The organism is Sphingomonas sp. OK281, from assembly GCF_900115295.1.
Classification (GTDB): Bacteria; Pseudomonadota; Alphaproteobacteria; order Sphingomonadales; family Sphingomonadaceae; genus Sphingomonas.
This window is the reverse complement of the sequence record NZ_FOVZ01000002.1, coordinates 98,955-125,613: the sequence shown is the minus strand read 5'-3', so window position 1 is coordinate 125,613 and position 26,659 is coordinate 98,955. Positions and strand designations below refer to the sequence as shown.

The following is a 26,659-nucleotide window of genomic DNA, read 5'->3' as shown; positions in this document are numbered from 1 at the left end:
GGCGTTTGGAGAATAGTAACCACTTGGGGAGCAGTGTTCCGGACATGACACAGCCCGTCCCCATCCCCCCTGCCGAACCGAAAGGCGAGGAGCTCCGTCAGGCGCTGCGCAAGGCCGTCAAGATGCGTGCGCACCTGCGCGATCGGGGCCAGACGCGATTCGAGATCGAAGTGACCGACCTTTCGCTGTCCGGGTTTCGCGCGGAGACGAGCTTTACCTTGTGGCCCGGGACGGTCGTGTGGTTGACGCTGCCCGGCCTGGCCGCGCTCGAGGCGGTGGTCGCATGGCGCGACAAGTTCAAATATGGCTGTGCGTTCGCGAAACCGCTGCATCCGGCGGTGTTCGAGCATATCGTGGCGCTAAGCCAGCGATAGGCGCGGCAACGCCCGTGCCGATGCGCACGCGTAGCGATGCGCCATCGCAGGCTCGGCCGGTGGGTCGCCCAAGCGAACCCATCCGACGGCGGCTTTGCCGACGGTAACGCGCGTGCATATTTCCTGCGAGCGCAGGAACCCAGGATTACTCAGTCCCGCGCTTGATTACCCTGGACTCCTGCGTTCGCAGGAGAACGGTAGTGGCACGTCGGCAAAGCCCCCGGCGGGCGCTGCCTGCTAGGCGAGCATCGGCGCGGACGTTGCCGCGCCTGCGTCCGTCAGTCGAACAAGCTCGACACGCTCGTCTCGTCCGCGATCCGCTTGATCGCCTCGCCCAGCAGCGGTGCGATCTGCAGATGGCGGATCTTGCCGTGCGCACCCTTGATGACCTCGTGGTTGCCGATCGAATCGGTGATTACCAGCTCGCGCAGTTCCGAGCCCTCGACTCGGGCGACGGCTCCACCCGACAATACGCCGTGCGTGACATAGGCGACGACGTCCTCGGCGCCCGCTTCCTTCAGTGCCGCCGCCGCGTTGCACAGCGTCCCCGCCGAATCGACGATATCGTCGACCAGAATGCAGAAGCGCCCCTCGACTTCGCCGATGATGTTCATCACCTCCGACTCGCCCGCGCGCTCGCGGCGCTTGTCGACGATCGCGAGCGGGGCGTTGTCGAGTCGCTTGGCGAGCACGCGTGCACGCACCACGCCGCCGACGTCCGGCGACACGACCATCAAATTCTTGCCCTTGAACCGCGCGAGGATATCCGCCGACATCACCGGCGCCGCATAAAGATTGTCGGTGGGGATATCGAAGAAGCCCTGGATCTGCCCGGCGTGCAGGTCGACCGACAACACGCGGTTCGCGCCCGCGACGGTTATAAGGTTGGCGACCAGCTTGGCCGAGATCGGCGTACGCGGGCCCGGCTTCCGGTCCTGTCGCGCATAGCCCATATACGGGATCACCGCAGTGATGCGCCGCGCCGACGCACGCTTCAGCGCGTCGATCATGATGAGCAATTCCATGAGGTTGTCGTTGGCGGGATAGCCGGTCGACTGGATCACGAACACGTCCTCGCCGCGGACGTTCTCGTTGATCTCGACGAAGACCTCCTCGTCGGCGAAGCGGCGCACGCTGACGTCGGTCAGCGGGATCTCCAGATAGGCGGAGATTTCCTGCGCCAGCGGCAGGTTCGAATTGCCGGTCATCAGTTTCATAGTATCGCCTTTTCCCGCGGACCGTGCTCCCTTAGGATGACGAACGGCATCGGGAAAGAGTGGCGGGGAAAGCGGCGCAATGGCGGACCGATTCGCATTCACACCGATTGCCGACGATTATATCGCGGTCGCCCGCGGGAGTTTCCTGCGCAGCCTTAAGCGGCGACGCTTCATCGTACGGATGGTCATCATCCTGCTGATCGGCGCGGCGGCCGGCGCGGCGATCGGCTTGCTCGATACCGGATCGGTCCGGACCGGTGACGTTCTCTTTGGCGTCTGCATCGCGCTGATCTGGCTCGCGGTCATTCTGGCCATCGCATTCGTGTTCATCCCGCGCCGTGCGAGACGGTTGTTTCGCCAGCAGCGCGCGCTCGACAGAGAGTTTAGTTTCGCCTGGACCGACGAGCGGGTCGTGTTCCGGTCGGATACGAGCATGAGCGATATGCCATGGTCGGACTATCATGACTGGTTCGAGACCAAGGCCATCTTCGCGTTCGGGCTGAACGAGCAACTCTTCCACTTCGCACCGAAGAGGGCGATGTCCGCCGCGGCGATCGACGACCTCCGGCGAACGGCGCAGGTCGTTCGACCGACCTGATACGGCTGCGTACGTTGCCGTGGGTCGCGTTCGCTTATAGGTCGCAACGATGACCGTGATCACCCGTTTCGCCCCCTCGCCCACCGGCCGACTGCACGTCGGCAACATCCGCACCGCGCTCCACAACTGGATGTTCGCGCGCGCGAATGGCGGGAAATTCGTGCTGCGGATCGACGATACCGATCCCGAGCGCAGCGAAGAGCGGTTCGTCGATGCGATCCGCGCCGATCTCGACTGGCTCGGGATGACGCCCGACGCGGAGGAGCGGCAGTCGGCGCGGTTCGCCTTGTACGAGGCGCGGTTCGCGGCGCTGGTCGCGAGCGGGCACGTGTATCCCGCGTACGAGACCACGCAGGAGCTCGACCTGAAGCGCAAGATCCAGGCCGGGCGCGGGTTGCCGCCGATCTACGACCGCGCGGCGCTGGCGCTGGACGACGACGCGCGGGCGAAGCTCGAGGCGGACGGCGTGAAGCCGCATTGGCGGTTCAAGCTCGATCACGACTCGGCGATCGCGTGGGACGACCTGATCCGCGGCACGGCGCATTTCGAGGCGAAGACGATGAGCGATCCGGTGATCCGGCGCGCGGACGGATCGTGGCTGTATATGCTGCCGTCGGCGATCGACGATGCCGAGATGGGCGTGACTCATGTCGTGCGCGGCGAGGATCACGTGTCGAACACCGCGCTCCAGTTGCAGATGTTCTCAGCACTCGGCGTCACGCCGCCGCGGTTCGCGCACGAGGCGTTGCTGACGGGGGCGGAGGGCAAGCTGTCGAAGCGGCTCGGCTCGCTCGGCGTCGATCATTTCCGCGAGGTCGGGATCGAGCCGCAGGCAGTGCGTGCGCTGCTGGCGCGAATCGGGACGAGCGATCCGGTCGAGCCGATCGCCGATGCCGCACCGCTGATCGCAGGGTTCGACTTTGCGCGGTTCGGGCGGGCGCCGGCGCGGTTCGACGAGGCGGAACTGGCGGCGTTGAACGCGCGGATCCTGCATGCGCTGCCGTATGAGGCGGTGGCCGCGCGGTTGCCGGACGGCATGGACGTGGCGGCGTGGGAGGCGGTGCGGCCGAACCTGATGACGCTGGCCGATGCGGCGGATTGGTGGGGCGTGATCGAGGGGCCGGTTGCCGTCGAGGGCGAGATCGACGCGGCGTATCTCGATCAGGCACTGGTGGCGGCTGGAGAGATCGACTGGTCGAGCGATCCCTGGCACGCGCTGACGGCTCGGTTGAAGGCGGAGACGGGGCGCAAGGGGAAGGCGCTGTTCCTGCCGTTGCGACGGGCGCTGACGGGGCGTGATCATGGTCCCGACATGGCGGCGTTGCTGCCGTTGATCGGGCGCGAGCGGGCTTTGGAACGACTCGCGGCGCGTTGATCTGGCGTTCCTGAACGGCGGTCGAGCTTCCAAGAAGCTTGTCCTCCCGCGAAGGCGGGAGTCCAGACTGGGCTCCCGCCTTCGCGGGAGGACAAGGAAGGGCGGCGGCGGCGGAATTGGTCGCAGCAGACTGTCCCTGCCGGCGGTCGAAAAAAGCACCACCCTTCCCTTTCACCACCACCCCGGCGAAGGCCGGGGCCCAATTGGGGGACGTCGCGAACGGGCGCCGCGCTCCATTATTCCAACCTTTCCAATTGGGCCCCGGCCTTCGCCGGGGTGGTGCCCGCGGGCGAGTGGTGGGGCGCCAGCGCAGTACGGTAAGTTGGTCGAGCCCGTTGGTGCCGACCGGCAAACATCGCCCGAGAACGACAACATGAAGTCAGCATACCTCGCCCCCCCAAACCCCTTGCCTCCGAAATGTAATGATGTACCATCCCACTTGGCGGTACCTATCTCGCCGCCATCCTCGAGGAGAAGCGAAGGAGACGGTAATGTACGCGGATCGACTGAACCGGACGGGCGGATTCAATCCCGGAAGCCTCGGCGTCGCGCTGGCCATCAACGCCGTGGTGATCGGAGCCTTGTTCTTTGCGGCGCCGCACGTGCTGCCGTTCGTGCCCGACAAGCCACTCGTCACCTATGTGCCGTATACTCCGCCCCCGCCGCCCGAGCCGGTGCCACCCGCAGATCCGTTGGTCCGCCAGCAACCGCGCCCCGCCCCGCGTCCCGATGCGCCGACCCCGTTGGTGCCGACCATCACCGATAACGGCTTCACGGTCGCCCCCGATCCGCTCCCGTACACGCCGCCGATCGGCGTCGAAGGCAGCGGAACGGGCACCGTCGCGGTCGATCCGCCGAAACTGCCGCCCCTGTTCGTCCAGCCGGGCATCGACCCACGCTACGCCGCGGATTTCCAGCCGAGCTATCCGTCCGAGGAACGCCGCGCCGAACGCGAGGGCAGAGTCGTCGTGCGCGTGCTGGTCGGCGTCGACGGTCGCGTGAAGCAGGTCGAGCGGGTCAGCGCGACCACCGACGCGTTCTACCGCGCGACGTTGGATCGTGCGCTGGCGAAGTGGCGGTTCAAGCCCGCGACTCGCGACGGCGTTCCGGTCGAGGCGTGGCGATCGATGGCGCTGACGTTCGTGCTCCAGAACTAAGGCCCCGCAAACCAAAGCTGGGGCGTGCGGGGCTGGCCTAGCCGGCTCCGCCCCCCTATCTTGGCGCGCATGGGCTTTTTCAGTCGCTTCACGCCGATCGTCGCCTATCGCGACCTGCGGCTCTTCCTCAGCCAGCGTCGGCCGTACGAGCTCATTTTTCTCGTCGCCGCGCTCGGTGTCACCAGCTTCCTGATCTACGCGTTCATGAAGGACTCGTACGTCGAGAAGGAATACCGGCCGAAGATCATCTACGTCGAGCAATGGCCCGCGGATCGCACCGATGCGCAGATCGTCGCGCAGCAGAAGATCGACGCGCCGATCAAGGCCAAGGCCGTCGCCGAGCAGAAAGCGCGCGAGGATGCGCAACGCGCGTCGTTCAAGCGGCTGGACGACAAGCTGAAGGCCATGGGGATCTGACCCAGGCGACGGATGCTCGGTGGATGGGCACCGCGTTGGCGCTGGCCGAGCGCGGTCGCGGACGGACCGCGCCCAATCCCAGTGTTGGTTGCGTGATCGTCAACAAGGGCCGAGTCGTCGGGCGTGGCTGGACGCAGGCGGGCGGACGTCCGCATGCCGAGGCGATGGCGCTGGCCGAGGCCGGCGTGAAGGCGCGGGAGGCTACGGCCTACGTCACGCTGGAACCGTGCGCGCATCGATCACCGCGCGGGCCGGCGTGTAGCGACTTGCTGATCGAAGCGGGCGTCGGGCGGGTCGTTGCCGCTCTCGAGGATCTTGATGCGCGAACCGCGGGCCAGGGGTTTGCCCGGCTGGAGGCCGCTGGCATCACCGTGACGCGGGGTGTTCGCGCGACCGAATCCCGACGTTCGATGGCCGGCTTCCTTACCCGGCAAGCACGTGGCCGCCCTCACGTCACGCTGAAGCTCGCGACATCGCTCGACGGCTGCATCGCGATGCCGGACGGCTCGAGCCGCTGGATCACCGGCCCGCAGGCCCGCGCCCATGCGCATCTCGAACGGAGTCGGCATGAGGCCATTCTCGTCGGGCGGGGGACGTATGACGCCGACACCCCGCGACTCGACGTGCGGTTGCTGGGTCTGGAAGCGCGGGGCCCTAAGCGCGTGCTGTTGTCGACGACACTCGCCGCCACCCCCTCCCCCCGCCATCCCAGCGAAAGCGGGAATATTCCGGTGGGCGACCACGACCGAGCCTCACCGGGAGACCCCGGCATTCGCCGGGTTGACGGGATTGCCGCGGACGACGGGCATGCCGGTTGGACCGTGATCCCCTCCCCATCTGCCATCGCCACCCTCCCCAATGTCGACCACATCCTGATCGAAGGCGGCGCGGCCGTAGCGTCGGCCTTCCTCGCGGCCGATCTCGTCGACCGCCTCCTTCTCTACCGCGCACCGATCCTGATCGGCGGCGGCCAACACGCACTCCGCGACATCGGCCTCGCCGACCTGGCCGCGGCGCATGATCGCTGGGCGATCGTCGATGCGCGGCAACTTGGCAGCGACCGGCTCGAGGTCTACGAGCGCGAACGAAACGAGGGATAATGTTTACCGGAATCGTCACCGACATCGGCACCGTCACATCCGTGGAATCGCCCGGCGATACGCGCGTGATCGTCAGTACCGTCTATGATACCGCCACCATCGATCTCGGCGCGTCGATCTCGTGTTCGGGCGTATGCCTCACCGTCGTCGACAAGGGGCCGAACTGGTTCGCCGTCGACGTGTCGGGTGAGACGATCAGCCGCACCGCCAAGGACCAGTGGACCGCGGGACGGACATATAACCTCGAACGTGCGATGAAGCTCGGCGACGAACTTGGCGGGCATATCGTTACCGGCCATGTCGACGGGCTCGGCACTGTCGTCGCGCTGGCGGAGGAAGGCGGCTCGCACCGCGTCACGATCCGCGCCGGCGCCGACATCGCGCCGTTCATCGCGCCCAAGGGTTCGGTGACGGTCGACGGCGTCTCGCTGACCGTCAACAGCGTCCGCGACATCGACGGAGAGGTCGAATTCGGCCTCAACATCATTCCGCATACCTGGGGCGTCACCACGCTCGGGACGATCCACGTGGAACAGTCGGTCAATATCGAGATCGACGTCCTCGCCCGCTATCTCCAACGCATGGAGCATTACCGTGTCAAAGCCAGCTGAACGTACCGCCGAACTGGGGCGCCTGAAGCACGGCTATCTGTCGAGCCCCGAAGAGATCATCGACGAGGCGCGCAACGGCCGGATGTTCATCCTGGTCGACGACGAGGATCGCGAGAACGAGGGCGACCTCGTCATCCCCGCGCAGATGGCGACGCCGGAGAAGATCAACTTCATGGCCAAGTTCGGTCGCGGCCTGATTTGCCTGGCACTGTCCAAGGACCGCACCGAGGAACTCGGGCTCGAACTGATGAGCCGCAACAACGGCACCCGGCACGAGACCGCGTTCACCGTCTCGATCGAGGCGCTCGAAGGCGTCACGACGGGCATTTCGGCGGCCGATCGCGCGCGGACGATCGCGGTGGCGATCGATGCGACCAAGCAGAAGGCGGACATCGTCACCCCCGGCCACGTCTTCCCGTTGGTCGCGCGCGAGGGCGGCGTTCTCGTACGCGCCGGCCATACCGAGGCGGCGGTCGACGTTGCGCGGCTGGCGGGGCTCAATCCCTCGGGCGTGATCTGCGAGATCATGAACGAGGACGGCACGATGGCGCGGATGGACGACCTCGTCACCTTCGCACAGTTCCACAACGTCAAGATCGGCACGATCCGCGACCTGATCGCCTATCGCCGCCGCTATGATCACCTCGTCGAGAAGCGCGCCGAGGCCAAGTTCACCTCCGAATGGGGTGGCGACTGGAGCGCGCTGACGTTCTGGAACAAGGCGACCGGCACCGAGCAGGTCGCGCTCGTGAAGGGCAAGATCGACCCCGCCAAGCCGACGCTCGTCCGCATGCACGCGCTGTCGCCGTTCGCGGACATCTTCGGCGAGTCGGGCGATCGCGGTCGTATCCTCGCGCGCTCGATGCAGATGATCGCGGACGAAGGCGCCGGCGTGATCGTCGTCATCAACCGCCCGCGCAGCAACACCTTCACCTCCGCGGTGATGAAGAAGGCGGGCGCAGAGATCACTCCGGACATGGAGGAACTGCGCGACTACGGCGTCGGCGCGATGATCCTGACCGAACTCGGCGTCCACGACATGGTGCTGATCACCAACACGCATCACACGCTGGTCGGCCTCGACGGCTACGGCTTGTCGATCGTCGGCGAGCGCCCGATCGCGTCCCTGAACACGAAAAAGAGCAACTGATGGCGCATCTCCTCATCGTCGAAGCCCGGTTCTACGATCACCTGAACGACCTGCTGGTCGAAGGCGCGAAGGCCGCGATCGAAGCCGCCGGCCACACGCACGAGACGATCACCGTGCCAGGCGCTCTCGAAGTGCCGGGCGCGATCGCGCTGGCGGCCGAGAGCGAGACGTTCGACGCCTATGTCGCGCTTGGCGTCGTGATCCGCGGCGAGACCTATCATTTCGAGATCGTCGCGAGCGAGAGCGCACGCGGGATCATGCAGCTGACGATGGACGGCCTGCCGATCGGCAACGGCATCCTGACCACCGAGAACGAGGCGCAGGCGCTGACGCGCGCAAAGCCCACCGAAGGCGACAAGGGCGGTGGCGCGGCCAACGCGGCGCTGGCGATGCTGGCGCTGAAGGACCGCTTCGTCGCGTGACTGCACCGGTGCTCCTGACGGAGCGCCTGTTACTCCGGCCCTTGGGACCGGAGGATGCCGAAGCCTGGTACGCGTTCCACGCCGATCCCGTCACGATGCGTCATCCCGGCGGCGTGCAGTCGCGCAGCGTCGCCTCGCGTGGTCTGTGCGCGATGGCAGGCGCGTGGAGCATTCGCGGCTTCTCGATGTTCGCGGTGACATTACGCGATACCGGCGAATGGATCGGCCGCGTCGGTCCGTGGCAGCCCGAAGACTGGCCGGGGACGGAGATCGGCTGGGGACTGGCGGGCGCAGAGAGCAAGCCATGGGTGACGTAATCAACATGCGCCTCGTCCGGAAGCAGCGCGCGCGAGACGAGGCATCGGTGCGGGCGGATCGGAACCGCAGGCTGTTCGGGCGGACGGCGGCGGAGAAGGCGGCGGACGCGGCTGCGAAGGCTCGGATAGAAAGGACGCTGGACGGCGCGCGGCTCGATTTCACCTCCGACACGGTCGACGAATAACCTTACCCTTTCGACGGCCACTACGTGTTCCTTCCCTTGCGAGCACCGGACCGAACCAACGCCCAACCTACAATCCTCCCCCGCCAGGGGGAGGTGGCAGGCGTCGGCCTGACGGAGGGGGAGGTAAGGGTAACCGCTGTTCCGTGTCCGCCCCCTCCGTCGCCTACGGCGCCACCTCCCCCTGGCGGGGGAGGATCGATTGGGTCTGAACGGCGAAAATCGGAGAGCTTTGGCGGAACCGGGGGCACATCGGCCCTCGATCCCCCCGCCGCGCCGCCCCTCGACAGCTACGGTGTTTGTGCCCTTGAGCAAGCACGTGTCGGCAGTTGCGCGGCACGATGCCCTGCCTCGTTCTCTCGCGAAGGCGGGAGCCCAGACTGGAGCCCCGCCTTCGCAGGGGAAACAGACCTTCGGGAACCGCGCCAATCGTCCTCGACGGCCTTACAGGAACGTCGCGACCGCTGCACCGTTATGCCTGCGTAACAAGGGGGCGGTAATGATCTCGGATGCGAATGCGACGTGGCTCGCCAAGCTCGGCTTTGCCGCGCGTGGCGTTGTGTACATCCTCGTCGGCTGGTTCGCGGTCGACGCGGCGCTGCACGGCGGCGAGGTTGCCGACAACCAGGGCGCGATCGGGTCGATGGCGGGCGGACCGCTCGGCCCGGTGCTGCTGGCGATCGTGGCCGCCGGGTTGCTCGGCTATGCGATCTGGCGACTGACCGAGGCCGCGGCTAACCCGGAGCAGATCACCCGCGATGCCAAGGGCAGCCTCAGGCGGATTGGCCATGTCGTCAGCGGTATCGCGCATCTGATCCTCGCCTGGACCGCGACTCGGCTCGCGCTCGATCTGGGCAAGGGCAAGATCGCCGTCTCGCCCGGCGACGAGAGCGCGCGCGACTGGACCGCGTTGCTGCTCGACCAGCCGGCCGGACGCGTACTGGTCGGCGCGGTCGCGGTCGGCGTGCTGGTCGCCGCGGTCCAGCAGGCGCAGAAGGCGTGGCGCGGCGACTTCATCCACGACCTGCGCGGCGACGCCCCCGCGCCGGGCTATGTCTGCACGATGGGCCGGATCGGCTACGGAGCACGGGCGCTCGTGTTCCTGATCGTCGCCGGATTGTTCGCGCTGGCCGCCTGGACCGCGCATGCCAGCGACGCGGGTGGCGTGGCCGAGGCGCTGGAACGGCTGCAGGCGCAACCGGGCGGCAAGTGGCTGCTCGCGCTGACCGGGATCGGGCTGGCGCTGTTCGGGGCCTATAGCCTGGTCGAGGCACGTTTCCGGCGGATCCATGTCGACCTGCCGGGGACCGATTGACGGCGAGCGACAGCATATCGTTAAGATGCCGATGATAGCGGACGGCGGCATGTACACGATCAGCTTCGACGCGCCGACCAAGACGCTCACGATCGTTACCGAGGGGTTCTGGTCGGTCGCGACGACCGCGGCCTTCTCCGCCGAACTGCTCGCGCGCGGCACGGCGGCGCGGCTGTATCACGGTCCGTTCGTGGTGCTCGCCGACTTGCGCAAGGCCGCGATCCAGCCGTTGACGGTGATCGATGCGCTGGAAGCGATGATGCCCAAGGCGTTGAAGGTGACGTCGGCGCCGATTGCGGCGGTCGTCGCGTCGCATCTGGCGAAGCTCCAGACCGAACGCTATCTGAAGGCCGAGAACTGCCGGACGTTCCTCGACATCGACGAGGCGAAGGCGTGGCTTGCGGGAGACCGCCACGCCTGACGGCGTCAGTCCTGCGCGGCCGTCTCCGGTGGGGCCGTTTCGAGCAACGCCGCCTCGACCTCTTCGATCGTGATGCCGAACGCGCCGGCAAGCCCCGCCACCGACGCGCCGCGATCGGCGAGCGTACGGATCCGCGCGGTGTCGACGATCGTCTTGTAGCTGCGCGTGTCGCGGTCGGTCTTCGATTCCTCGCCGCTGCGGGCAAGCGCGCCCGAGCGGCGGCGTTTGGAGATCTTCAGCGCCTCGACGTCGTTGGTCGGCGGTGCATCGAGGCGCGCCTTGATCCGCTGATCCTCCTCGATCCGCCGGCTATCGCGGGCGCGTTCGCGGTCCTGGGACTGGAGATCGCGTTGCGCCGCGCGCGATTCGGACCGCTGTTCGGACGCGGCCAGCCGCTCCTTCGCGCGCTGCTCGCGGCCATTGGCACGCTCTTCCGCCCGCTTTGCGGCACGGTCGGCGGTGCCGGGCGTGAGCGGCCCCGTTCCCCTGCCGCCGCTCGGCCAGCCGTCGGTCATTAGATATCCTGTCGTCACCGGTGCGCCGTACGACGCGGAGGCGCGCTGCTAGGCGAACGCGGGGCGGGTGACCAGAGTCAGCCCTTCGTGATCCTCCCCCGCCAGGGGGAGGTGTCGCCGAAGGTGACGGAGGGGGAGGACGCGGAACCACCGTTAGCGCGTGCCTCCCCCTCCGTCAGGCTGGCGCCTGCCACCCCCCCTTGCGGGGGAGGATTAAGTTCAGGCGTTCACGGTCTCGAGCGCGGGATAGTCGATATAGCCCTCGGGGCCCTGACTGTACCACGTCTTCGCATCGTCCTTCGCGAGCGGTGCGCCGGTGCGCAGGCGCTCGGGCAGGTCCGGGTTCGCGATGAACGTGCGACCGAAGGTGATCGCGTCGGCATTGCCCGAATCGAGCTCGGCCTGCGCCTCCTCGACCGTCGTGTAGTCCGAGTTGACGATCAGCACGCCCTTGAAGACTTTCCGGATCGCCGGGCTGAGCTTCGGCACGTCGGTCTTGCCGAACGTACCATCGGGGCCGGGCTCGCGCAGTTCGAGGAACGCGATGCCGAGATTGGACAGCGCCTTGGCGGCGGCAGTGAACAGCGCCTCGGGGTTGCTGTCGTCGACGCCCTGCGAATCGCCGTTGGGCGACAGGCGGACGCTGACGCGATCAGCGCCGGCGACCGAGATCACGCGCTCGGCGACTTCGCGGAGCAGGCGGACGCGGTTCTCGATCGAGCCGCCGTACTCATCGGTGCGGAAATTGGCGTTGTCGCGTAGGAACTGGTCGATCAGATAGCCATTGGCTGCGTGAATCTGCACGCCGTCAAAGCCTGCCGCGAGCGCGTTCTTGGTTGCCAGCTCGTAATCGTTCAGCAAACGCGGGATCTCGTTGGTCTCGAGCGGACGTGCGACCTCGAAGTCCTTCTTGCCCTCGAACGTATGCGCCTGGCCTTCGGTCGCGGTTGCCGACGACGATACGGGCTGCGTCTCGTACACCGACGAATGGCCCTGGCGACCCATGTGCCACAGCTGTGCGACGATCCGGCCGCCGGCGGCATGGACCGAGTCGGTGACGGGCTTCCAGGCGGCAACCTGCGCATCGGTCCACAGGCCCGGCGCGAACGGCCAGCCAAGGCCTTCGCGGCTGATGCCGGTGGCTTCCGAGATGATCAGGCCGGCGCTCGCACGCTGCGTATAATACTCGACCATGATGTCGGTCGGCACCGCATCCCTGTCGGCACGCCCGCGGGTGAGCGGCGCCATGATGATGCGGTTGGGCGCTTCGACGGCACCAAGGGTAATCGGATCGAAAAGGCTAGGCATGGGGGCTCCTTATTGGCCTGACGGGCGGAAGATAGGAGGCTACAGGGCGGCATGCATCGTCCCGACCCGCAAAGATTATCTAGCGTGCCCGATACGCCGCACGGTTTGACGCCAGTTGCGGAAAGTGTCGCCGCGCCGGGGCTTATCGCCTTCGCGGCGCTGGTGGTGGCGAACGTCGCGCTGGCGTTCGGGCCGTGGTTCGTCCGCGCGACCGAGGTCGGGCCGGTGGCCGCGGGGTTCTGGCGGCTCACGCTCGCCGTGCCGTTCCTGATCGCGCTCGCGGTTCAGCAGGGCGCACGGCCGACTCGGTTGAGCCGGGGCGTGTGGATCGGGCTGATCGTCGGCGGCGTGTGTTTCGCGGCCGATCTTGGGGCATGGCACCTCGGTATCCGGCGCACGACGCTCGCCAACGCGACGCTGTTCGGCAACGCGGCGACGCTGATGTTCCCGATCTACGGCTTCCTGATCGCGAAGACATGGCCGACGCGGACGCAGGGCTGGGCACTGGCGTTGGCGGCGGCCGGGGCGACGCTGTTGCTGGGGCGTTCCTATCAGCTCGATGCGAAGAACCTTGCGGGCGATCTGCTCTGCATCCTCGCGGGGCTGCTTTATACGGTCTATTTCATCCTGATGGCGCGCGCGCGGGCGACGCTGGCGCCACTGTCCGCGCTGACCCTGTCGACGCTGGCGGGGATCGTGCCGCTGCTCGTGTTCGCGCTGGTGATGGGGGAGCGGGTGGTGCCGACGCACTGGGGGCCGCTGATCGGACTTGCCCTGTGCAGCCAGGTGCTCGGGCAAGGCTTGATGATCTATGCGCTCGGCCGCTTCTCGCCGTTGGTGATCGGGATCGCGTTGCTGATCCAGCCGGTGGTCGCCGGTGTGGTCGGCTGGCTGGTGTACGGCGAGCGGCTTGGCGCGGCGGACCTGGTCGGCGTCGTGATGGTGGCGGTCGCGCTGGTGCTCGTCCGCCGCGGGCCTCCCCCGGAAGTGTCGCCCCCCCTTGAACACACGCTTGATACGCCTGATTTTGAACGGCAGGAGACGGTATGACCCAGGACCTTACGCTCGACGAAATCCGCGCAAAGCTCGCCCCCGGCATCGCCGCCAACGCGGCGTTCGACGGCTGGAGCGATGCCGCGCGCGATATGGCCGCGCAGGCCGAGGCGATCGACACCGACATCGCCCCGCTCGCGTTCAAGGACGGCCCGGTCGACATGATCGACGCGTGGTTCGCGCACATCGACGGGGTGATGCTCGCTGCAGTGCCGCCCGAGCGGCTGGCGCTGATGAAGATCCGCGAGAGGATCACCGCGCTGGTCGAAGCCCGCCTGAACGCGACGTCGATCGATCGCGAATCGCTGCGGCGCGCGCTCGCGATCCTCGCGCTGCCGCAGAACCTGGCGAAGGCGACGCGGCTTGGCTGGCGGACGGTCGACACGATCTGGCGCGCGGCCGGCGATGTCGCGACCGACTATAATTACTACACCAAGCGGACGATCCTGCTCGGCGTGTATGCGTCGACGATCACGGTCTTCCTCGACGACGAGAGCGAAGGCCTCGCCGAGACGCGCGCGTTCCTCGGTCGTCGCATCGACGGGATCATGCAGTTCGAAAAGGCCAAGGCCGGCTTCCTCAAGCGCACCGAGCACGGTTTCAGCCTGTCGCGATTCGTCGGCCGCCTGCGCTATCCAACTGCCTGAAGCTGCTAACAGTCGCTAAGTGCTTCTATATTCTGACTTTCATCTGGATGGCGAGGCGTCGAGGCGGTCGTAACTCACGACGGTTAGGGCTTCCCTTCCCCGAGCGTTACTGATAATCAGTCGCATCATGGACACTCGCCCCGATCGTTCCGTCAGCCTCGAAACGCTGCCTCGCAAGCAGCATGGCATCGTTGCCGCGATCGAATGGGCGCGACTTGCCGATCCCGAGGCGCGCCGGTTGCGCGAACTCGGCTTCGACGAGGGTGTCGATGTCGAGGTGCTGCACCGCGCGACGCTGGGCCAAGGCCCGATCGCCTGCCGGATCGGCCGGATGACGGTTGCGCTGCGCCGTGCCGTTGCCGGCGCGATCCACGTTTCGCCCATGCCTGCCGCGGCTGAATAATCCCATAAAATGAACGCAGCACCGCTGGTTGCGCTGGTCGGCAATCCCAATGCCGGCAAGAGCGCGCTGTTCAACGCGCTCACGGGTGCGCGCCAGAAGGTCGGCAATTATCCCGGCGTCACGGTCGAGCGGAAGGTCGGGCGGCTGATGCTCGACGACGGCCGGCCCGTAGAGCTGGTCGACCTGCCCGGCGCGTACAGCCTCGAACCCTCTTCCCCCGACGAGCGAGTCACGCGCGACGTCGTCACCGGCACGCAGGACGGCGAGCGCCTGCCCGACGCACTGGTCGTCGTCGTCGATGCCGCCAATCTCGACAACCACCTCCGCTTCACGCTCCAGCTGATCGCGCTCGGCCTGCCGGTCGTGGTCGCGCTCAACATGGTCGATCTCGCCGAGCGCGACGGGCTGAAGCTCGATCCCAAGGTGCTCGAGCGCGAACTCGGCGTGCCGGTGATCCCGACCGTCGCGGTGCGCAAGCGCGGTCTCGACGAGTTGAAAGCGGCCTTATCCGGCATCGTCGTCAACGGCCCGATGCGCCTCCGCAAATCCAACGGCAGCGTGCAGGACGACATCGTCACGCTCCAGCGCCGCGCGCGGCAAATCGCCACGTCCGCGACCGTATCCGAGACGCAGGTCCGCCGCTGGACGCACATGCTCGACGCGGTCGCGCTGCACCCCGTCGCGGGGCCGATCCTGTTGCTCGGCATCATGTTCCTGATGTTCCAGGCGGTGTTCAGCTGGGCACAGCCATTCATGGACGCGATCGACGCGGGGTTCACCGCGTTGCAGGGCTTCCTGACCGCCGAACTCCCCGATTCGCTACTCCGCTCGCTGCTGGTCGACGGCGTGATCGCGGGCGTCGGCGCGGTCATCGTCTTCCTGCCGCAGATCCTCATTCTGTTCCTCTTTATCTTGGTCCTCGAAGCCAGCGGCTACATGGTCCGCGCGGCGTTCCTGATGGACCGGGTGATGGCGAGCGTCGGGCTGTCCGGGCGCGCGTTCATTCCGCTGCTGTCGAGCTTCGCGTGCGCGATCCCCGGGATCATGGCGACGCGGACGATCGACGACGAGAAGGACCGGCTGACGACGATCCTGATCGCGCCGCTGATGACGTGCTCCGCGCGCCTGCCCGTCTACACGCTGATCATCGGCGCGTTCATCCCGAATACGCAGGTGCTGCCATTCGTCGGGTTGCAGGGGCTGGTGATGCTCGGCCTGTACGTGATGGGCATCGTCGGTGCGTTCGTCGCCGCGCTGGTGCTGCGCCGGACGGTGACCAAGGGCGTGTCGTCGGGCTTCATGATGGAGATGCCCAAATACCAGTGGCCGCAGTGGCGCGACGTCGGCATCGGCCTGTGGAGCCGCGCGCAGATCTTCCTGAAGCGCGCCGGCGGGATCATCCTGACCTCGACGATCATCCTGTGGGTGTTGCTGAGCTTCCCCAAGCCGCCCGAGCAGCCCGCCGGTGCGCCGAAGATCTCGGCAGTCGATTATTCGGTCGCCGGACGCATCGCCAACGGCATCGCGCCGGTGTTCGCGCCGATCGGCTTCAACCGCGACATCGTCCTCGCGCTGATCCCGGCGATGGCCGCGCGTGAAGTCGCGGTCGCGGCGATCGGCACCGTCTACGCGATCGACGATCCCGCCAGCAACCAGGGCGGCAAGGCGATGATCGAGAACCTCCGCGGCCGCTGGAGCCTGCCCACCGCGCTCGCCTTCCTGATGTGGTTCGTGTTCGCGCCGCAGTGCATTTCGACGATCGCCGTCACCCGTCGCGAGACCAATGGGTGGAAATGGCCCGCCTTCATGGTTGGCTATTTGTTCGCCGCCGCCTACATCATGGCTGGCATTACATACTGGCTGGCGGTGTTCGCCGGCCTCTGAGGGGCATCATGGCAGGCAGCGTCAACAAGGTCATCATCGTCGGCAATCTGGGTCGCGACCCGGAGAGCAAGGCGTTCCAGAACGGCGGCAAGGTCGTCAATCTGCGCATCGCGACATCGGAGTCCTGGAAGGACAAGATGTCGGGCGAGCGCAAGGAAAAGACCGAATGGCATTCGGTCGCGATCTTCAACGAAGGTCTGGCGAACGTCGCCGAAAAATATCTCCGCAAGGGCTCGAAGGTCTATATCGAGGGCGCGCTCCAGACCCGGAAGTGGCAGGACGCGCAGGGCCAGGACAAATATTCGACCGAGATCGTGCTGCAGGGCTTCAACAGCGTGCTGACGATGCTCGACGGCCCGAACGGCGGCGCTGGCGGTGGTGCAGGCGGGGGTGCAGGCGGCGGCGGTGGTAGCCGCGGCGGTGGCGACGACTGGGCCGGCGGCGGTGGCGGCAACGACTTCGGCGGTGGTTCGTCGGGTGGCGGCGGCGGTTACGGCGGCGGCGGCGGTGGTGGTCGCGGCGGCAGCGCACCTTCCGGTGGTGGCGGCGCACGCGGCGGCAGCTTCGGCCAGACCGGCGGCTTCTCGGACGATCTCGACGACGACGTGCCGTTCTGATTGCCGTGACGACGCTGTATTCCGTTCCCAAGACCGCCACGTTCGACGAGGCCGAGCGCTCCCGCGTGATCTCGGCCTACGACGTCGCCGGCGCGCGCGCGAAGGGCCAGCTCGACGACATCGTGGCGTTCGCAGCAGAGCTGTGCGGCGCCCCGGTTGCGTTGCTGAGCCTGGTCGAGGAGGAATATCAGCGTTTTCTGGCGCGGACCGGCTTCGACCTAGAGCAGACGCCGCGCAGCATGTCGTTCTGTGCGCACGCGATGCACCATCACGAGGTGATGGAAGTACCCGACGCGCAGGCCGATCCGCGCTTCGTCGACAACCCGCTGGTGACGGGCGAGCCGTATGTGCGATTCTATGCCGGTGCACCGCTCGTCTCCAGCGAGGGCGTGCCGCTGGGCGCGCTCTGCGTGCTGGCGAACGAGCCGCGCGAAGGCCTGACCCGGTTCCAGCGCGACGGCCTCACGCTGCTCGCCAAGGCGGCGATGGGCCGGCTCGACGACCGCCGCACCGCGCGCGAACAGGCGATGGCCGAGGCCGAGGCACGCCGTACGATCGAAGCGAGCGACCTGAAGTTCCGCACGCTCGCCGACACCATGCCGCAGATGGTCTGGTCGACGCAGCCCGACGGCTTCCACGATTACTATAACGCGCGCTGGTACGAGTTCACCGGCGCCCCTGCCGGTACGACTGACGGCGAAGGCTGGAACGACGTGTTCCACCCCGAGGACCAGGATCGCGCCTGGGCCGTCTGGCGCCAGTCGCTAGACACCGGCGAGCCCTACAACATCGAATACAGGCTTCGGCATTTCGACGGCACCTACCGCTGGGTGCTCGGTCGTGCGCTGCCGGTCCGCGACGAACGGGGCGCGATCCAGCGCTGGTTCGGAACCTGTACCGACATCCACGAACAGAAGCTCGCCTATGAAGAACGCGAGATGATCAGCCAGGAGCTGAGCCACCGCATCAAGAACATCTTCGCGGTGATCGCCGGGCTGATCGCGTTTTCGGCGCGGGGGAAGCCGGAGTTCGCGGGGATCGCGACCGACCTGCGCCACCGCATCAACGCGCTTGGCCGTGCCCATGATTTCGTCCGTCCGCATAGCGCGAACTCGCGCCCGGCCGCGGCGCAGAACAGCCTGCACGGCTTGTTGCAGGAATTGTTCGAGCCGTATCAGCGGATCGACGGCGCACGCCTGAGCGTCGCCGGCGACGACGTCCAGATCGACGATCGCTCGGCCACGCCGCTCGCGCTCATGTTCCACGAGCTTGCTACCAACGCGACGAAGTATGGCGCGCTGGCGACCGAACTCGGCACGGTTCATATCGCCATTACCGCCACCGACAAGACCGTGACGTTGAACTGGTGCGAACAGGGCGGCCCGTCCGTGAACAGGCCGACCACGCCGGCCGGCTTCGGCACGCAACTTATCGAAATGAGCGCCGTGCGTCAGCTGGGCGGGAGCGTGAACCGAACGTGGAACGATGACGGCCTGATCGTCGATCTGGCCATTCCGAGAGCTGCGTTCAGCCGCTGACGACCCGAACGACGTCGTCGTGCGCGATCGCTTCGTCGTTGCAGGCCATCGCCGCAGCCGCCAGGATCGCGGAGTCGTTGAACGGCTTGCGGATGTACCCGAGGCACTCGGCATCGCCGATCTGGGCGGGGTTGGCGGTTACGAACACGACCTTGACGCCGTAGTCTCGTGCCATCCGCTTGGCTATTTCGGGCCCTGTCGGTCCGTCGCGCAGGTTGATGTCGACGAACGCGAAGTTGCAGCCCGGTGCTGCGGCGATCGCGCTGTCACGATCGGCCGCGATCCCCGCGACGCCGTAGCCGGCATCCATGAGGATTCGCTCGAGGTCGAGCGCGACGAAGATTTCGTCTTCGACAATGAGGGCGGTCTTGGTCATCGACGGGGTTAACCAGTCGCCAGCCGATCGGTTCCGCCAAATCGGTAATCTGGATCAACCGCTCGTCCCGATATGGACCCAGTCTCACAATCGATTACCGTCGCAGCAGGAATACCGCGTGCTCGGCGATTAGATTGGCGCCCCCTGCGCCGGTGCGCTTGTCGCCCGACAGGAACCAGGCGTTCTCGACGGTGATCCCGCGCGCTTTCACGAAGGCGCGGAAATCGTCGATCGTGACGTGGTGGATGTTCGGCGTGTCGTACCAGCTCTCTGGCAACTGCCGCGTCACCGGCATCCGCCCGCCCCACAGCAGCGACAGCCGCACGCGCCAATGCGCGAAATTGGGGAAGCTGACGAACGCGCGTCGGCCGATCCGCAACAGGTGGTCGAGCACCAGATCGGGCGCGCGTGCGGTCTGCAACGTCTGGCTGAGGATCGCGTAGTCGAAGCTGCCGTCGGGATAGCCGGCAAGGTCGATATCCGCATCGCCCTGAATCACCGACAGCCCGCGCGCGACCGCAGACGCCACGTTGCGTGCGTCGATCTCCAGACCGCGCGCGTCGACATCGCGCGTATCGCGGAGCGCAGCCATCAGCGCCCCGTCGCCGCAGCCGATATCGAGCACGCGGCTGCCCTGCGCGACGTTCTCGGCGATTACGGCAAGGTCGGTCCGTAAGGTCATGGCGCGTTCCGCAACTGCTCGGCGAGGCCCGGCGCGAGGCGCTCCATGTAGCGATCGGCGCGGACTAGGGGATGGAAGCCGAGGTTCGCATACACGCCATGCGCATCGGCGGTGACGAGCCCGACCCTGCGCAACCCGGCAAACGACGGATGCTCCAGGAACCAGCTCACCAGCCGCCGCCCGAGCCCCTGCCCGCGTACGGATTCGTCGACCCATACGTCCGCCAGCCACGCGAAGGTGGCGTGATCGGTAATCATCCGCGCAAAGCCGACCTGCTGCTCGTTCTCGTACGCGCCGAGACAGTGCGACCCGGCGATCGCGCGCGCGACCAGATCGCGCTCGATACCTGGCGACCAGTAACTGCTCGCCAGCCAGCCATGGATGCGGTCGATCTGCAACTTGGTCGCGTCGTCGGACAGGATGATCGTCATCGGCCAGCCCTCAGGAAGCCGTCGACCACCCGGTTCAGATCCGGCGCCTCCAGCAGGAACGCGTCGTGGCCGTACGGGCTCGACAGCTCGACGAAGCTGACCGGGGCGCCGGCAGCGTTCAGTGCCTGGACGATCGCGCGTGATTCGGCGGTCGGATACAGCCAGTCGGTGTCGAAGCTGACGAGACAGAACCGCGATTTGGTCGCGCGAAACGCATTGGCGAGCAAACCGCCATGCTCCTCGGCCAGGTCGAAATAGTCCATCGCGCGCGTGATGTAGAGGTACGAGTTCGCATCGAACCGGTCGGTGAAGGCGAGGCCCTGGTGGCGCAGATAGCTCTCGACCTGGAAGTCCGCGTCGAAGCCGAACGATTTCGCGTCGCGCGCCTGGAGGCGGCGGCCGAACTTCTCGGTCAGCCCTGCCTCCGACAGATAGGTGATGTGCGCCGCCATCCGCGCGACCGCGAGCCCGGCGGTCGGCGCGGCATCGTCGTGATACTCGCCGCCGCGCCAGTTCGGATCGGCCATAACCGCCTGCCGCCCGACCTCGTGGAACGCGATGTTCTGCGCGGTGTGGCGCGCGGTCGAGGCGATCACGACGCACGCCTTCACGCGGTCGGGGAAGGTGGCGGGCCAGCTCAGCGCCTGCATCCCGCCCATCGACCCGCCGACCACCGCATGGAGCACGCCGATCCCGAGATGATCGAGTAGCATCGCCTGCGCGCGCACCATGTCGCGGATCGTGATGACCGGGAAGCCCATTGCCCAAGGCCGTCCGGTTGCGGGATTGATCGTCGCCGGCCCCGATGTCCCCATGCAACTGCCGAGCACGTTCGCGCAGACGACGAAGTGCCGCGCAGGGTCGATCGGCTTGCCCTCGCCGACCATCCGCGTCCACCAGCCGGGCTTGCCGGTGCGGGGGTGGTGCGAGGCGACGTGCTGGTCGCCGGTCAGCGCGTGGCAGATCAGGACCGCGTTCGACGCGTCGGCATTGAGCGTGCCGTAGGTCTCGTAGGCGATATCGACCGGCGACAGCAGCACGCCGCCGTCGAGCCGCAGCGGCCCCGGCAAGGTGACGCGCCGCGCGAGACCGAAGCGCTGGTCGGTGTCGTGGCCGGTGCTGGGGTCGATGGCAGGCGTGTCGAGCATGCCGCGCGCTACCATAAGCGGCTGCCGTCATGCCAGCGCGTCCTCGATCCTCCCCCGCAAGGGCGAGGTGGCTGGCGCTTGCCAGACGGAGGGGGAGGAAAGCGAAACATCTGCTGTGCGTCCTCCCCCTCCGTGGCCTTTGGCGCCACCTCCCCCTGGCGGGGGAGGATCGTAAAGACCGACTTCCCCCGCCCCCCACGCACAAAGATTTGCCACCGCGCCACCGCGCCCGCTATGTCCCGCGACCATGACAAACATCACGCCCGCCCCTGCGCCGAAGCCCTGGATCATGGGGATCGCGCCGTACACGCCCGGCCGCTCGACGACCGATGATGGCCGCAAGGTGATCAAGCTGTCGTCGAACGAGAACCCGCTCGGCACCAGCCCTGCCGCGAAGGCCGCGTTCGATGCCGCGGACCGGACCCTGGAACGCTATCCGGATGCGAGTGCGGCCGAATTGCGCGAGGCACTGGCGGCGCATTACGACCTCGATCCGGCGCGCGTGATCTACGGCACCGGCTCGGACGAGATCCTGCATCTGATCGCCGGCGCCTATGCCGGACCGGGCGACGAGATCATCCACGTCCGCTACGGTTTCGCGGTGTACGAGATCGCGACGCGCCGGGTGGGAGCCGAACCCGTCATCGTCGACGACCGCGACTATGCGACCGACGTCGACGCGATCCTCGCCGCGGTCACCGAGCGCACCCGCGTCGTCTTCGTCGCCAATCCGAACAACCCGACCGGCACGTTCACGCCGCGCGCAGAAGTCGCACGGCTGCATGCCGGACTGCCGAAGTCGGTGCTGCTGGTGCTCGACCAGGCCTATGCCGAATATCTGTCGCCCGAGGAGGACGATGCGGGCTTGGCACTCGCGATGACCGAGGCGAACGTGCTCGTGACGCGGACCTTCTCGAAGATCCACGGGCTGGCCGCCGAGCGGATCGGCTGGGGCTATGCCTGCGCGCCGATCATCGACGCGATGCATCGCATCCGCGCACCGTTCAACGTGACCACTGCGGGCCAGGCTGCAGCCGTCGCCGCGATCGGCGACACCGGCTTCGTCGACGCGACGCGCGCGCATAACGACACGTGGCGCGGCTGGTTCGTCGAGCAGATCGAACAGATGGGCAATGCGGGGCTCCGGGCGGTGCCGTCGAAGGCGAACTTCGTGCTGGTGCTGTTCGAGGGCAAGCTGACTGCCGATGCGGCGTATCACGGGCTGATGGACGCGGGCTACATCGTCCGCTGGCTGCCCGGCCAGGGCCTGCCCAACGCGCTGCGCATCACGATCGGCACCGAGGAGGAAACGTGCGGCGTCACCGCGGCGCTGCGCAATCTGGTCGACAACGCCTGATGCTTCCGTTTGCGCGCGTCACGATCGTCGGGCTGGGACTGATCGGCTCGTCGGTGGCGCGCGCGATCCAGGCGACGATGCCGACCGTTCGCGTCACCGGCTACGACGCCGACGCGGGCGTGCGCGAGACGGCGGACCGGCTGCAGTTCTGCGACGACGTTGCGGGATCGGCGGGGGCGGCGGTGATCGACGCCGACCTGGTGATCCTGTGCGTACCCGTCGGCATCATGGGCGACGTCGCGCGTGAGTTCGCGGCCGATCTGCCGGCGGATGCGGTCGTCAGCGATGTCGGCAGCTGCAAGGCGGAGATCGTCCGCGCGCTGACCGAAGCGCTGCCGAACGCGATCGTGATCCCTGCGCACCCGGTGGCGGGCACCGAGCGAAGCGGGCCCGAGGCCGGCTTCGCGACGCTGTTCCGCCACCGCTGGTGCATCGTCACGCCACCCGAAGGCGCGAACCCGGTCGCGGTCGAGCGCGTGTCGGAGTTCTGGCGCAGGCTCGGCGCGCAGGTCGAGACGATGGCGCCCGAGCATCACGACCGCGTCCTCGCCGTCACCAGCCATCTGCCACATCTGATCGCCTATACGATCGTCGGCACCGCGGGCGATCTGGAGGAAGTGACGCAGTCGGAGGTCATCAAATATTCGGCGGGCGGGTTTCGCGATTTCACGCGGATCGCGGCGTCGGATCCGACGATGTGGCGGGATATCTTCCTCAACAACCGCGAGGCGGTGCTGGAGATGCTCCAGCGCTTCTCGGAGGATCTGAGTCACCTGCAGCGTGCGATCCGCTGGGGTGATGGGGATGCGCTGTTCGACTTGTTCACGCGGACTCGGGCGATCCGGCGGAGCATTGTCGAGCAGGGCCAGGACGATGACGTGCAGGATTTCGGGCGTACGCACGGTTGAGGGCAACCACCCCGGCGAAGGCCGGGGCCCAGTTGGGTAGGCTAGAGTAACGGCTCGCAACGCACATTAGCGACGTCGCCCAACTGGGCCCCGGCCTTCGCCGGGGTGGTGGACTGCTGGGGGGTGCCTTCCCAACCTAATCCAGCGCGTTCATCGCCGCATGGACGCGCTGCTCAGCCTCTTCGCGCGGCAAGCCCGGCGGTACCACCTCGCCGAACCGGAACGTGATCACCCCCGGCAGCTTCGACCCCTTTTTCGGCCACACCAAACCGCTGTCGCACGCGATCGGCACCGTCGGCATTTTCAACGCGCGATACAGCCCGGCAAACCCCGGCTTCAGCGGCGGATGCTCGCCGGGCGACACGCGCGTTCCTTCCGGAAAGATCAGGATCGAGCGCCCGGTCGCCTTCGCCGCGGTCGCCTCGCGCATCATGCTGCGCATCGCCGTCGCCGACGCCTCGCGGTCGACGACGATCGCGCCATAGCGCCGCGCCGCCCAACCCCAGGCCGGAATATCCGCGAGTTCGCGCTTCAGCACGATCGCCGGACCGTCGAGCAACCCCTGCAACTCGAGCGTCTCGAACATCGCCTGGTGCTTGCACGCATAGAACGCCGGCTCGGTCGGCCGCGTCCCCTCGATCCGGATATGCACGCCCAGGATCACCCGCGCGCACCAGCGGTGGAAGCGCGTCCAGATCGTCGAATGCACGATCACCGCGCGGGAGCCGAACAGCGCCGAGATCGGCACGGTCACCACGATCGGCACCGAGATCGTGTAGAAAACGAGCATGAACGCCCAGTTGCGCAGCCAGATCATCCGCCAAATCCAATCCACAATGCGATCCGGCGAAGGATCAACTTGTTATATTCGTTGACCAAGGTCCCGAGCCGCGGCGTCCCCGGCACCCCGTCGCCAAGGATCACGACGTTCTTGTCGAGCGCCGCCGCGAGCTCCATCCGCGCGCGCGCGACATGCCAGTCCGACGTCACCAGCCGCACCGAGCGGTATTTGTGCACGCGCACCCACTGCGCAGTCTCCTCCGCGTTCGAGCGCGTATCGACCGCGTCCGCGCCGAGATCGATGCAGCACGCGAACAGCGCAGGCGACGTCCGATACTCCAGCGCGAGATCGATCGGTCGTACCCCCGGCGCGACGCCGGTCACGAGCATCCGCTTGGCTTGGTGATCGCGGAGCAGTGCGATGCCGCGGTCGATCCGCCCTGCCCCGCCGGTCGGCACGACGATCGCATCCGAGGTGAACCCGTCGAGCGGTTTCGGCAGCAGCAGCATGAACACCGCGAACCCGAACGCCCAGGCGAGCGCCATGATGCCGAGGAACCGGACGATCACAGGATATGCCTCAGCGCGCGGACGATCGTGACGCGGGCGGCGAGCGTGGCGAGGACGACGAACGCGATCGGCAGCATCGCGAGCGCCACCCAGTCCACCCCGCCGAGCGTCACGCCGCCGAGCAGTTCGGAGCCCAGTCCGTGCAACCGGAGGCCGATGAACGCGACCACCAGCAACGCGGCGATACCGCCGCCGACGCCGCCGATCGACGCATCGAGCGCGATCCGCCGCTGGAACAGCCGCGCGACCTGAAGATCGGTCGAGCCGAGCATGTGCATCACCGCGATGGTCTCGCGGTGCGTCTCCAGACCCGCGCGCGCGGCCAGCACGACGACCGCGGCGGTCGCGCTCGCCATCAGCAGGACCAGCGCGAGTGCCAGGAACGTCAGCGAGCGCATCACGTCGTTGACCGGCGACATCCAGCTTTCATGGCGATCGACGCGGACGATCGGGCTCAGCCGACGCACTATGGTCGCGACGCGCGCGGCCACCGCCCCGTCATGATCGGCGAGGTCGACGTCGATCATCGCCGGCACGGGCAATTGCGGGTCGGCGCCATCGGACCCGAGCCAGGGTTGCAGCAGCCGCGTGAGTTCGGCGCGATCGACCGGCGTCGCCGTCGCGACCGCCGGCATCGTCCGCAGCGCCGCCAGCACGCGCGCCGCAACCGCATCGCGGCGGACCGGATCGCCATCGACGACCTGCACCGTCAACCGCCCCGCCAACTGTCGATCGAGCAGGCGCGCCGCGCCTGCGGTCGCCAGCCCCAAGGCGGCGGCGAGCATCGTCAGGAACAGCATGATCGCCATCACCCACGTCATCGCGCGCAGGCCACCCGCTTCGTCGAGCACGCGGCGTTCGGCCGAAGACCGCGCTTTGGTGGCGCGACCGATCATTCGGGCCGCGTCGGCGGATAGCGCAGCGAGCCGGTCGGATCGAGCAGCCGCCCGCGATCGAGCCGCATCATCTGCGCGCCCGGTATCCGCCCCAGCAGGTGGAAGTCGTGCGTCGCGACCACTACGGTCGTACCCAGCTTGTTGAGCGATTCGAACAGGTGCAACAGCCGCTCGGCCATGTCGGGATCGACGTTGCCGGTCGGCTCGTCCGCGACCAGGATCTCGGGGCGTGCGATGACCGCGCGGGCGATCGCAACACGCTGCTGCTCACCACCCGACAGCGTCGCGGGTCGCGCATCGGCGCGCTCGGTCAGCCCGACCCAGGCGAGCATCTCGCGCACCGGTTGCTCGATATCCGCCTCGGGCATCCCCGCCACGCGCAACGGCAGCGCGATATTGTCCCAGGTCGACAGATGCGGGACGAGCCGAAAATCCTGGAACACCACGCCGATCCGCCGCCGAAACCCGGGCAGTCGGTCGCGCGACAGCACCACGGCATCCTCGCCGAACAGCCGGATCACGCCCCGCGTCGGGCGTTGTGCGAGATAGAGGAGCTTCAGCAACGAGGTCTTCCCCGCGCCGCTCGCGCCGGTCAGGAAATAGAACGCACCGCTGCGCAGCGTGAAGCTGACGTCCGACAGCGTCTCCGGCCCTGCGCCGGGCCCCGAGTCTGACTCAGTGCCGTAGCGAAGCCCGACATTTTCGAATTGGACGATATTCGCCATGACGTGGTTGCGCCCGCTCTCGCCCGCTTGATGCCCGTGCCAATGCCCGTATCGGCGCTTTCGCATGAAAGCGCGCGCCGCTTCAAGCTTGCCACATATGCGGGCCGCGTGCTTATTCGGCACAAGATACGGTCGCGCTCCGGCGGCCGCTGGTGAAGCGTACTC

The 26,659-nt window shown here is 67.3% G+C and carries 32 protein-coding genes; 21 read left to right on the top strand and 11 right to left on the bottom strand.

Annotated features, from left to right (window positions below; translation table 11 throughout):
• The first annotated feature begins 44 nt into the window (after window positions 1–44).
• On the top strand, window positions 45–374 hold the full coding sequence (locus BM244_RS06765) for a PilZ domain-containing protein (RefSeq protein ID WP_056487867.1): 330 nt from the start codon (window positions 45–47) through the stop codon (window positions 372–374).
• 278 nt (window positions 375–652) lie between these two features.
• Here BM244_RS06765 and BM244_RS06760 read toward each other — a convergent pair whose 3' ends face one another.
• Window positions 653–1,591, bottom strand: coding sequence for a ribose-phosphate pyrophosphokinase (locus BM244_RS06760; protein ID WP_093398251.1), 939 nt, complete (start codon window positions 1,589–1,591; stop codon window positions 653–655).
• A gap of 79 nt (window positions 1,592–1,670) precedes the next feature.
• Here BM244_RS06760 and BM244_RS06755 point away from each other — a divergent pair, with 79 nt between their 5' ends.
• From BM244_RS06755 to BM244_RS06700, 12 genes are all read left to right on the top strand, one after another.
• Window positions 1,671–2,189: a YcxB family protein gene (locus BM244_RS06755; RefSeq protein ID WP_093398250.1), complete on the top strand. Its 519-nt coding sequence runs from the start codon at window positions 1,671–1,673 to the stop codon at window positions 2,187–2,189.
• Between the two features lie 49 nt (window positions 2,190–2,238).
• Complete coding sequence (gene gltX / locus BM244_RS06750; protein WP_093398249.1) at window positions 2,239–3,564, top strand: glutamate--tRNA ligase; 1,326 nt, start codon at window positions 2,239–2,241, stop codon at window positions 3,562–3,564.
• A 491-nt stretch (window positions 3,565–4,055) separates the two neighbouring features.
• Window positions 4,056–4,721, top strand: a complete 666-nt coding sequence (locus BM244_RS06745; RefSeq protein ID WP_093398248.1) for a TonB family protein — start codon at window positions 4,056–4,058, stop codon at window positions 4,719–4,721.
• Window positions 4,722–4,790: 69 nt separating this feature from the next.
• Window positions 4,791–5,138, top strand: coding sequence for a hypothetical protein (locus BM244_RS06740; RefSeq protein WP_093398247.1), 348 nt, complete (start codon window positions 4,791–4,793; stop codon window positions 5,136–5,138).
• Entirely contained in the window at window positions 5,135–6,238 is a 1,104-nt protein-coding gene (gene ribD / locus BM244_RS06735) for a bifunctional diaminohydroxyphosphoribosylaminopyrimidine deaminase/5-amino-6-(5-phosphoribosylamino)uracil reductase RibD (protein WP_368086066.1), read from the top strand. Before BM244_RS06740 ends, ribD begins: the two co-directional genes overlap by 4 nt.
• The gene (locus tag BM244_RS06730) at window positions 6,238–6,849 is read left to right on the top strand and encodes a riboflavin synthase (RefSeq protein ID WP_093398245.1); all 612 of its coding nucleotides are present in this window, start codon (window positions 6,238–6,240) and stop codon (window positions 6,847–6,849) included. Before ribD ends, BM244_RS06730 begins: the two co-directional genes overlap by 1 nt.
• The gene (gene ribB, locus BM244_RS06725; protein WP_093398244.1) at window positions 6,833–7,999 is read left to right on the top strand and encodes a 3,4-dihydroxy-2-butanone-4-phosphate synthase; all 1,167 of its coding nucleotides are present in this window, start codon (window positions 6,833–6,835) and stop codon (window positions 7,997–7,999) included. The genes BM244_RS06730 and ribB overlap by 17 nt, the downstream gene beginning before the upstream one ends.
• The gene (gene ribH / locus BM244_RS06720) at window positions 7,999–8,421 is read left to right on the top strand and encodes a 6,7-dimethyl-8-ribityllumazine synthase (protein WP_093398243.1); all 423 of its coding nucleotides are present in this window, start codon (window positions 7,999–8,001) and stop codon (window positions 8,419–8,421) included. Before ribB ends, ribH begins: the two co-directional genes overlap by 1 nt.
• Window positions 8,418–8,738 carry a GNAT family N-acetyltransferase gene (locus tag BM244_RS06715; protein ID WP_093398242.1) on the top strand — a complete coding sequence of 107 codons (321 nt, stop codon included), beginning with the start codon at window positions 8,418–8,420 and terminating at the stop codon, window positions 8,736–8,738. The genes ribH and BM244_RS06715 overlap by 4 nt, the downstream gene beginning before the upstream one ends.
• Complete coding sequence (locus BM244_RS06710; RefSeq protein ID WP_093398241.1) at window positions 8,726–8,923, top strand: DUF4169 family protein; 198 nt, start codon at window positions 8,726–8,728, stop codon at window positions 8,921–8,923. The genes BM244_RS06715 and BM244_RS06710 overlap by 13 nt, the downstream gene beginning before the upstream one ends.
• A gap of 496 nt (window positions 8,924–9,419) precedes the next feature.
• On the top strand, window positions 9,420–10,235 hold the full coding sequence (locus tag BM244_RS06705) for a DUF1206 domain-containing protein (protein ID WP_093398240.1): 816 nt from the start codon (window positions 9,420–9,422) through the stop codon (window positions 10,233–10,235).
• A 25-nt stretch (window positions 10,236–10,260) separates the two neighbouring features.
• Entirely contained in the window at window positions 10,261–10,656 is a 396-nt protein-coding gene (locus tag BM244_RS06700) for a hypothetical protein (protein ID WP_093398239.1), read from the top strand.
• 5 nt (window positions 10,657–10,661) lie between these two features.
• On the opposite strand, the gene BM244_RS06695 is transcribed toward BM244_RS06700, so the two are convergent.
• Both BM244_RS06695 and BM244_RS06690 read right to left on the bottom strand, forming a co-directional pair.
• On the bottom strand, window positions 10,662–11,171 hold the full coding sequence (locus BM244_RS06695) for a hypothetical protein (RefSeq protein WP_254784326.1): 510 nt from the start codon (window positions 11,169–11,171) through the stop codon (window positions 10,662–10,664).
• 219 nt (window positions 11,172–11,390) lie between these two features.
• Complete coding sequence (locus BM244_RS06690; protein WP_093398238.1) at window positions 11,391–12,479, bottom strand: alkene reductase; 1,089 nt, start codon at window positions 12,477–12,479, stop codon at window positions 11,391–11,393.
• Window positions 12,480–12,530: 51 nt separating this feature from the next.
• Between BM244_RS06690 and BM244_RS06685 the strand changes: the two genes are divergently transcribed.
• From BM244_RS06685 to BM244_RS06660, 6 genes are all read left to right on the top strand, one after another.
• Window positions 12,531–13,529, top strand: a complete 999-nt coding sequence (locus BM244_RS06685; RefSeq protein ID WP_093398237.1) for a DMT family transporter — start codon at window positions 12,531–12,533, stop codon at window positions 13,527–13,529.
• Entirely contained in the window at window positions 13,526–14,179 is a 654-nt protein-coding gene (locus BM244_RS06680) for a COQ9 family protein (protein ID WP_093398236.1), read from the top strand. Before BM244_RS06685 ends, BM244_RS06680 begins: the two co-directional genes overlap by 4 nt.
• Before the next feature lie 127 nt (window positions 14,180–14,306).
• Window positions 14,307–14,582, top strand: coding sequence for a FeoA family protein (locus tag BM244_RS06675; protein WP_056487822.1), 276 nt, complete (start codon window positions 14,307–14,309; stop codon window positions 14,580–14,582).
• Between the two features lie 9 nt (window positions 14,583–14,591).
• Entirely contained in the window at window positions 14,592–16,466 is a 1,875-nt protein-coding gene (locus tag BM244_RS06670) for a ferrous iron transporter B (protein ID WP_093398235.1), read from the top strand.
• 8 nt (window positions 16,467–16,474) lie between these two features.
• A complete protein-coding gene (ssb, locus tag BM244_RS06665) occupies window positions 16,475–17,083 on the top strand; it encodes a single-stranded DNA-binding protein (protein WP_093398234.1) in 609 nt (202 codons plus the stop codon).
• A gap of 5 nt (window positions 17,084–17,088) precedes the next feature.
• On the top strand, window positions 17,089–18,621 hold the full coding sequence (locus tag BM244_RS06660; protein WP_254784325.1) for a sensor histidine kinase: 1,533 nt from the start codon (window positions 17,089–17,091) through the stop codon (window positions 18,619–18,621).
• Here BM244_RS06660 and BM244_RS06655 read toward each other — a convergent pair.
• From BM244_RS06655 to BM244_RS06640, 4 genes are all read right to left on the bottom strand, one after another.
• Complete coding sequence (locus tag BM244_RS06655; RefSeq protein WP_093398233.1) at window positions 18,611–18,997, bottom strand: response regulator; 387 nt, start codon at window positions 18,995–18,997, stop codon at window positions 18,611–18,613. The two genes, BM244_RS06660 and BM244_RS06655, sit on opposite strands and share 11 nt — an antisense overlap.
• Window positions 18,998–19,091: 94 nt before the next feature.
• Window positions 19,092–19,679 carry a methionine biosynthesis protein MetW gene (gene metW / locus BM244_RS06650; protein WP_093398232.1) on the bottom strand — a complete coding sequence of 196 codons (588 nt, stop codon included), beginning with the start codon at window positions 19,677–19,679 and terminating at the stop codon, window positions 19,092–19,094.
• Window positions 19,676–20,110, bottom strand: a complete 435-nt coding sequence (locus tag BM244_RS06645) for a GNAT family N-acetyltransferase (RefSeq protein ID WP_093398231.1) — start codon at window positions 20,108–20,110, stop codon at window positions 19,676–19,678. Before BM244_RS06645 ends, metW begins: the two co-directional genes overlap by 4 nt.
• Window positions 20,107–21,258 carry a homoserine O-acetyltransferase MetX gene (locus tag BM244_RS06640; RefSeq protein ID WP_093398995.1) on the bottom strand — a complete coding sequence of 384 codons (1,152 nt, stop codon included), beginning with the start codon at window positions 21,256–21,258 and terminating at the stop codon, window positions 20,107–20,109. The genes BM244_RS06645 and BM244_RS06640 overlap by 4 nt, the downstream gene beginning before the upstream one ends.
• Window positions 21,259–21,505: 247 nt before the next feature.
• Between BM244_RS06640 and hisC the strand changes: the two genes are divergently transcribed.
• Together hisC and BM244_RS06630 are read left to right on the top strand one after the other, a co-directional pair.
• The gene (hisC, locus tag BM244_RS06635; protein WP_093398230.1) at window positions 21,506–22,615 is read left to right on the top strand and encodes a histidinol-phosphate transaminase; all 1,110 of its coding nucleotides are present in this window, start codon (window positions 21,506–21,508) and stop codon (window positions 22,613–22,615) included.
• A complete protein-coding gene (locus BM244_RS06630; protein WP_093398229.1) occupies window positions 22,615–23,523 on the top strand; it encodes a prephenate/arogenate dehydrogenase family protein in 909 nt (302 codons plus the stop codon). The genes hisC and BM244_RS06630 overlap by 1 nt, the downstream gene beginning before the upstream one ends.
• A 136-nt stretch (window positions 23,524–23,659) precedes the next feature.
• Here the strand turns inward: BM244_RS06630 and BM244_RS06625 are convergent, their stop codons facing one another.
• Genes BM244_RS06625 through ftsE form a run of 4 tightly spaced genes read right to left on the bottom strand, consistent with a single transcriptional unit; the run spans window position 23,660 to window position 26,494 of the window.
• Window positions 23,660–24,340 carry a lysophospholipid acyltransferase family protein gene (locus tag BM244_RS06625; RefSeq protein ID WP_093398228.1) on the bottom strand — a complete coding sequence of 227 codons (681 nt, stop codon included), beginning with the start codon at window positions 24,338–24,340 and terminating at the stop codon, window positions 23,660–23,662.
• On the bottom strand, window positions 24,337–24,873 hold the full coding sequence (locus BM244_RS06620) for a YdcF family protein (protein WP_093398227.1): 537 nt from the start codon (window positions 24,871–24,873) through the stop codon (window positions 24,337–24,339). The genes BM244_RS06625 and BM244_RS06620 overlap by 4 nt, the downstream gene beginning before the upstream one ends.
• On the bottom strand, window positions 24,870–25,769 hold the full coding sequence (locus tag BM244_RS06615) for a cell division protein FtsX (protein ID WP_093398226.1): 900 nt from the start codon (window positions 25,767–25,769) through the stop codon (window positions 24,870–24,872). The genes BM244_RS06620 and BM244_RS06615 overlap by 4 nt, the downstream gene beginning before the upstream one ends.
• Window positions 25,766–26,494, bottom strand: a complete 729-nt coding sequence (ftsE, locus tag BM244_RS06610) for a cell division ATP-binding protein FtsE (protein ID WP_093398225.1) — start codon at window positions 26,492–26,494, stop codon at window positions 25,766–25,768. The genes BM244_RS06615 and ftsE overlap by 4 nt, the downstream gene beginning before the upstream one ends.
• Window positions 26,495–26,659: the final 165 nt, after the last annotated feature.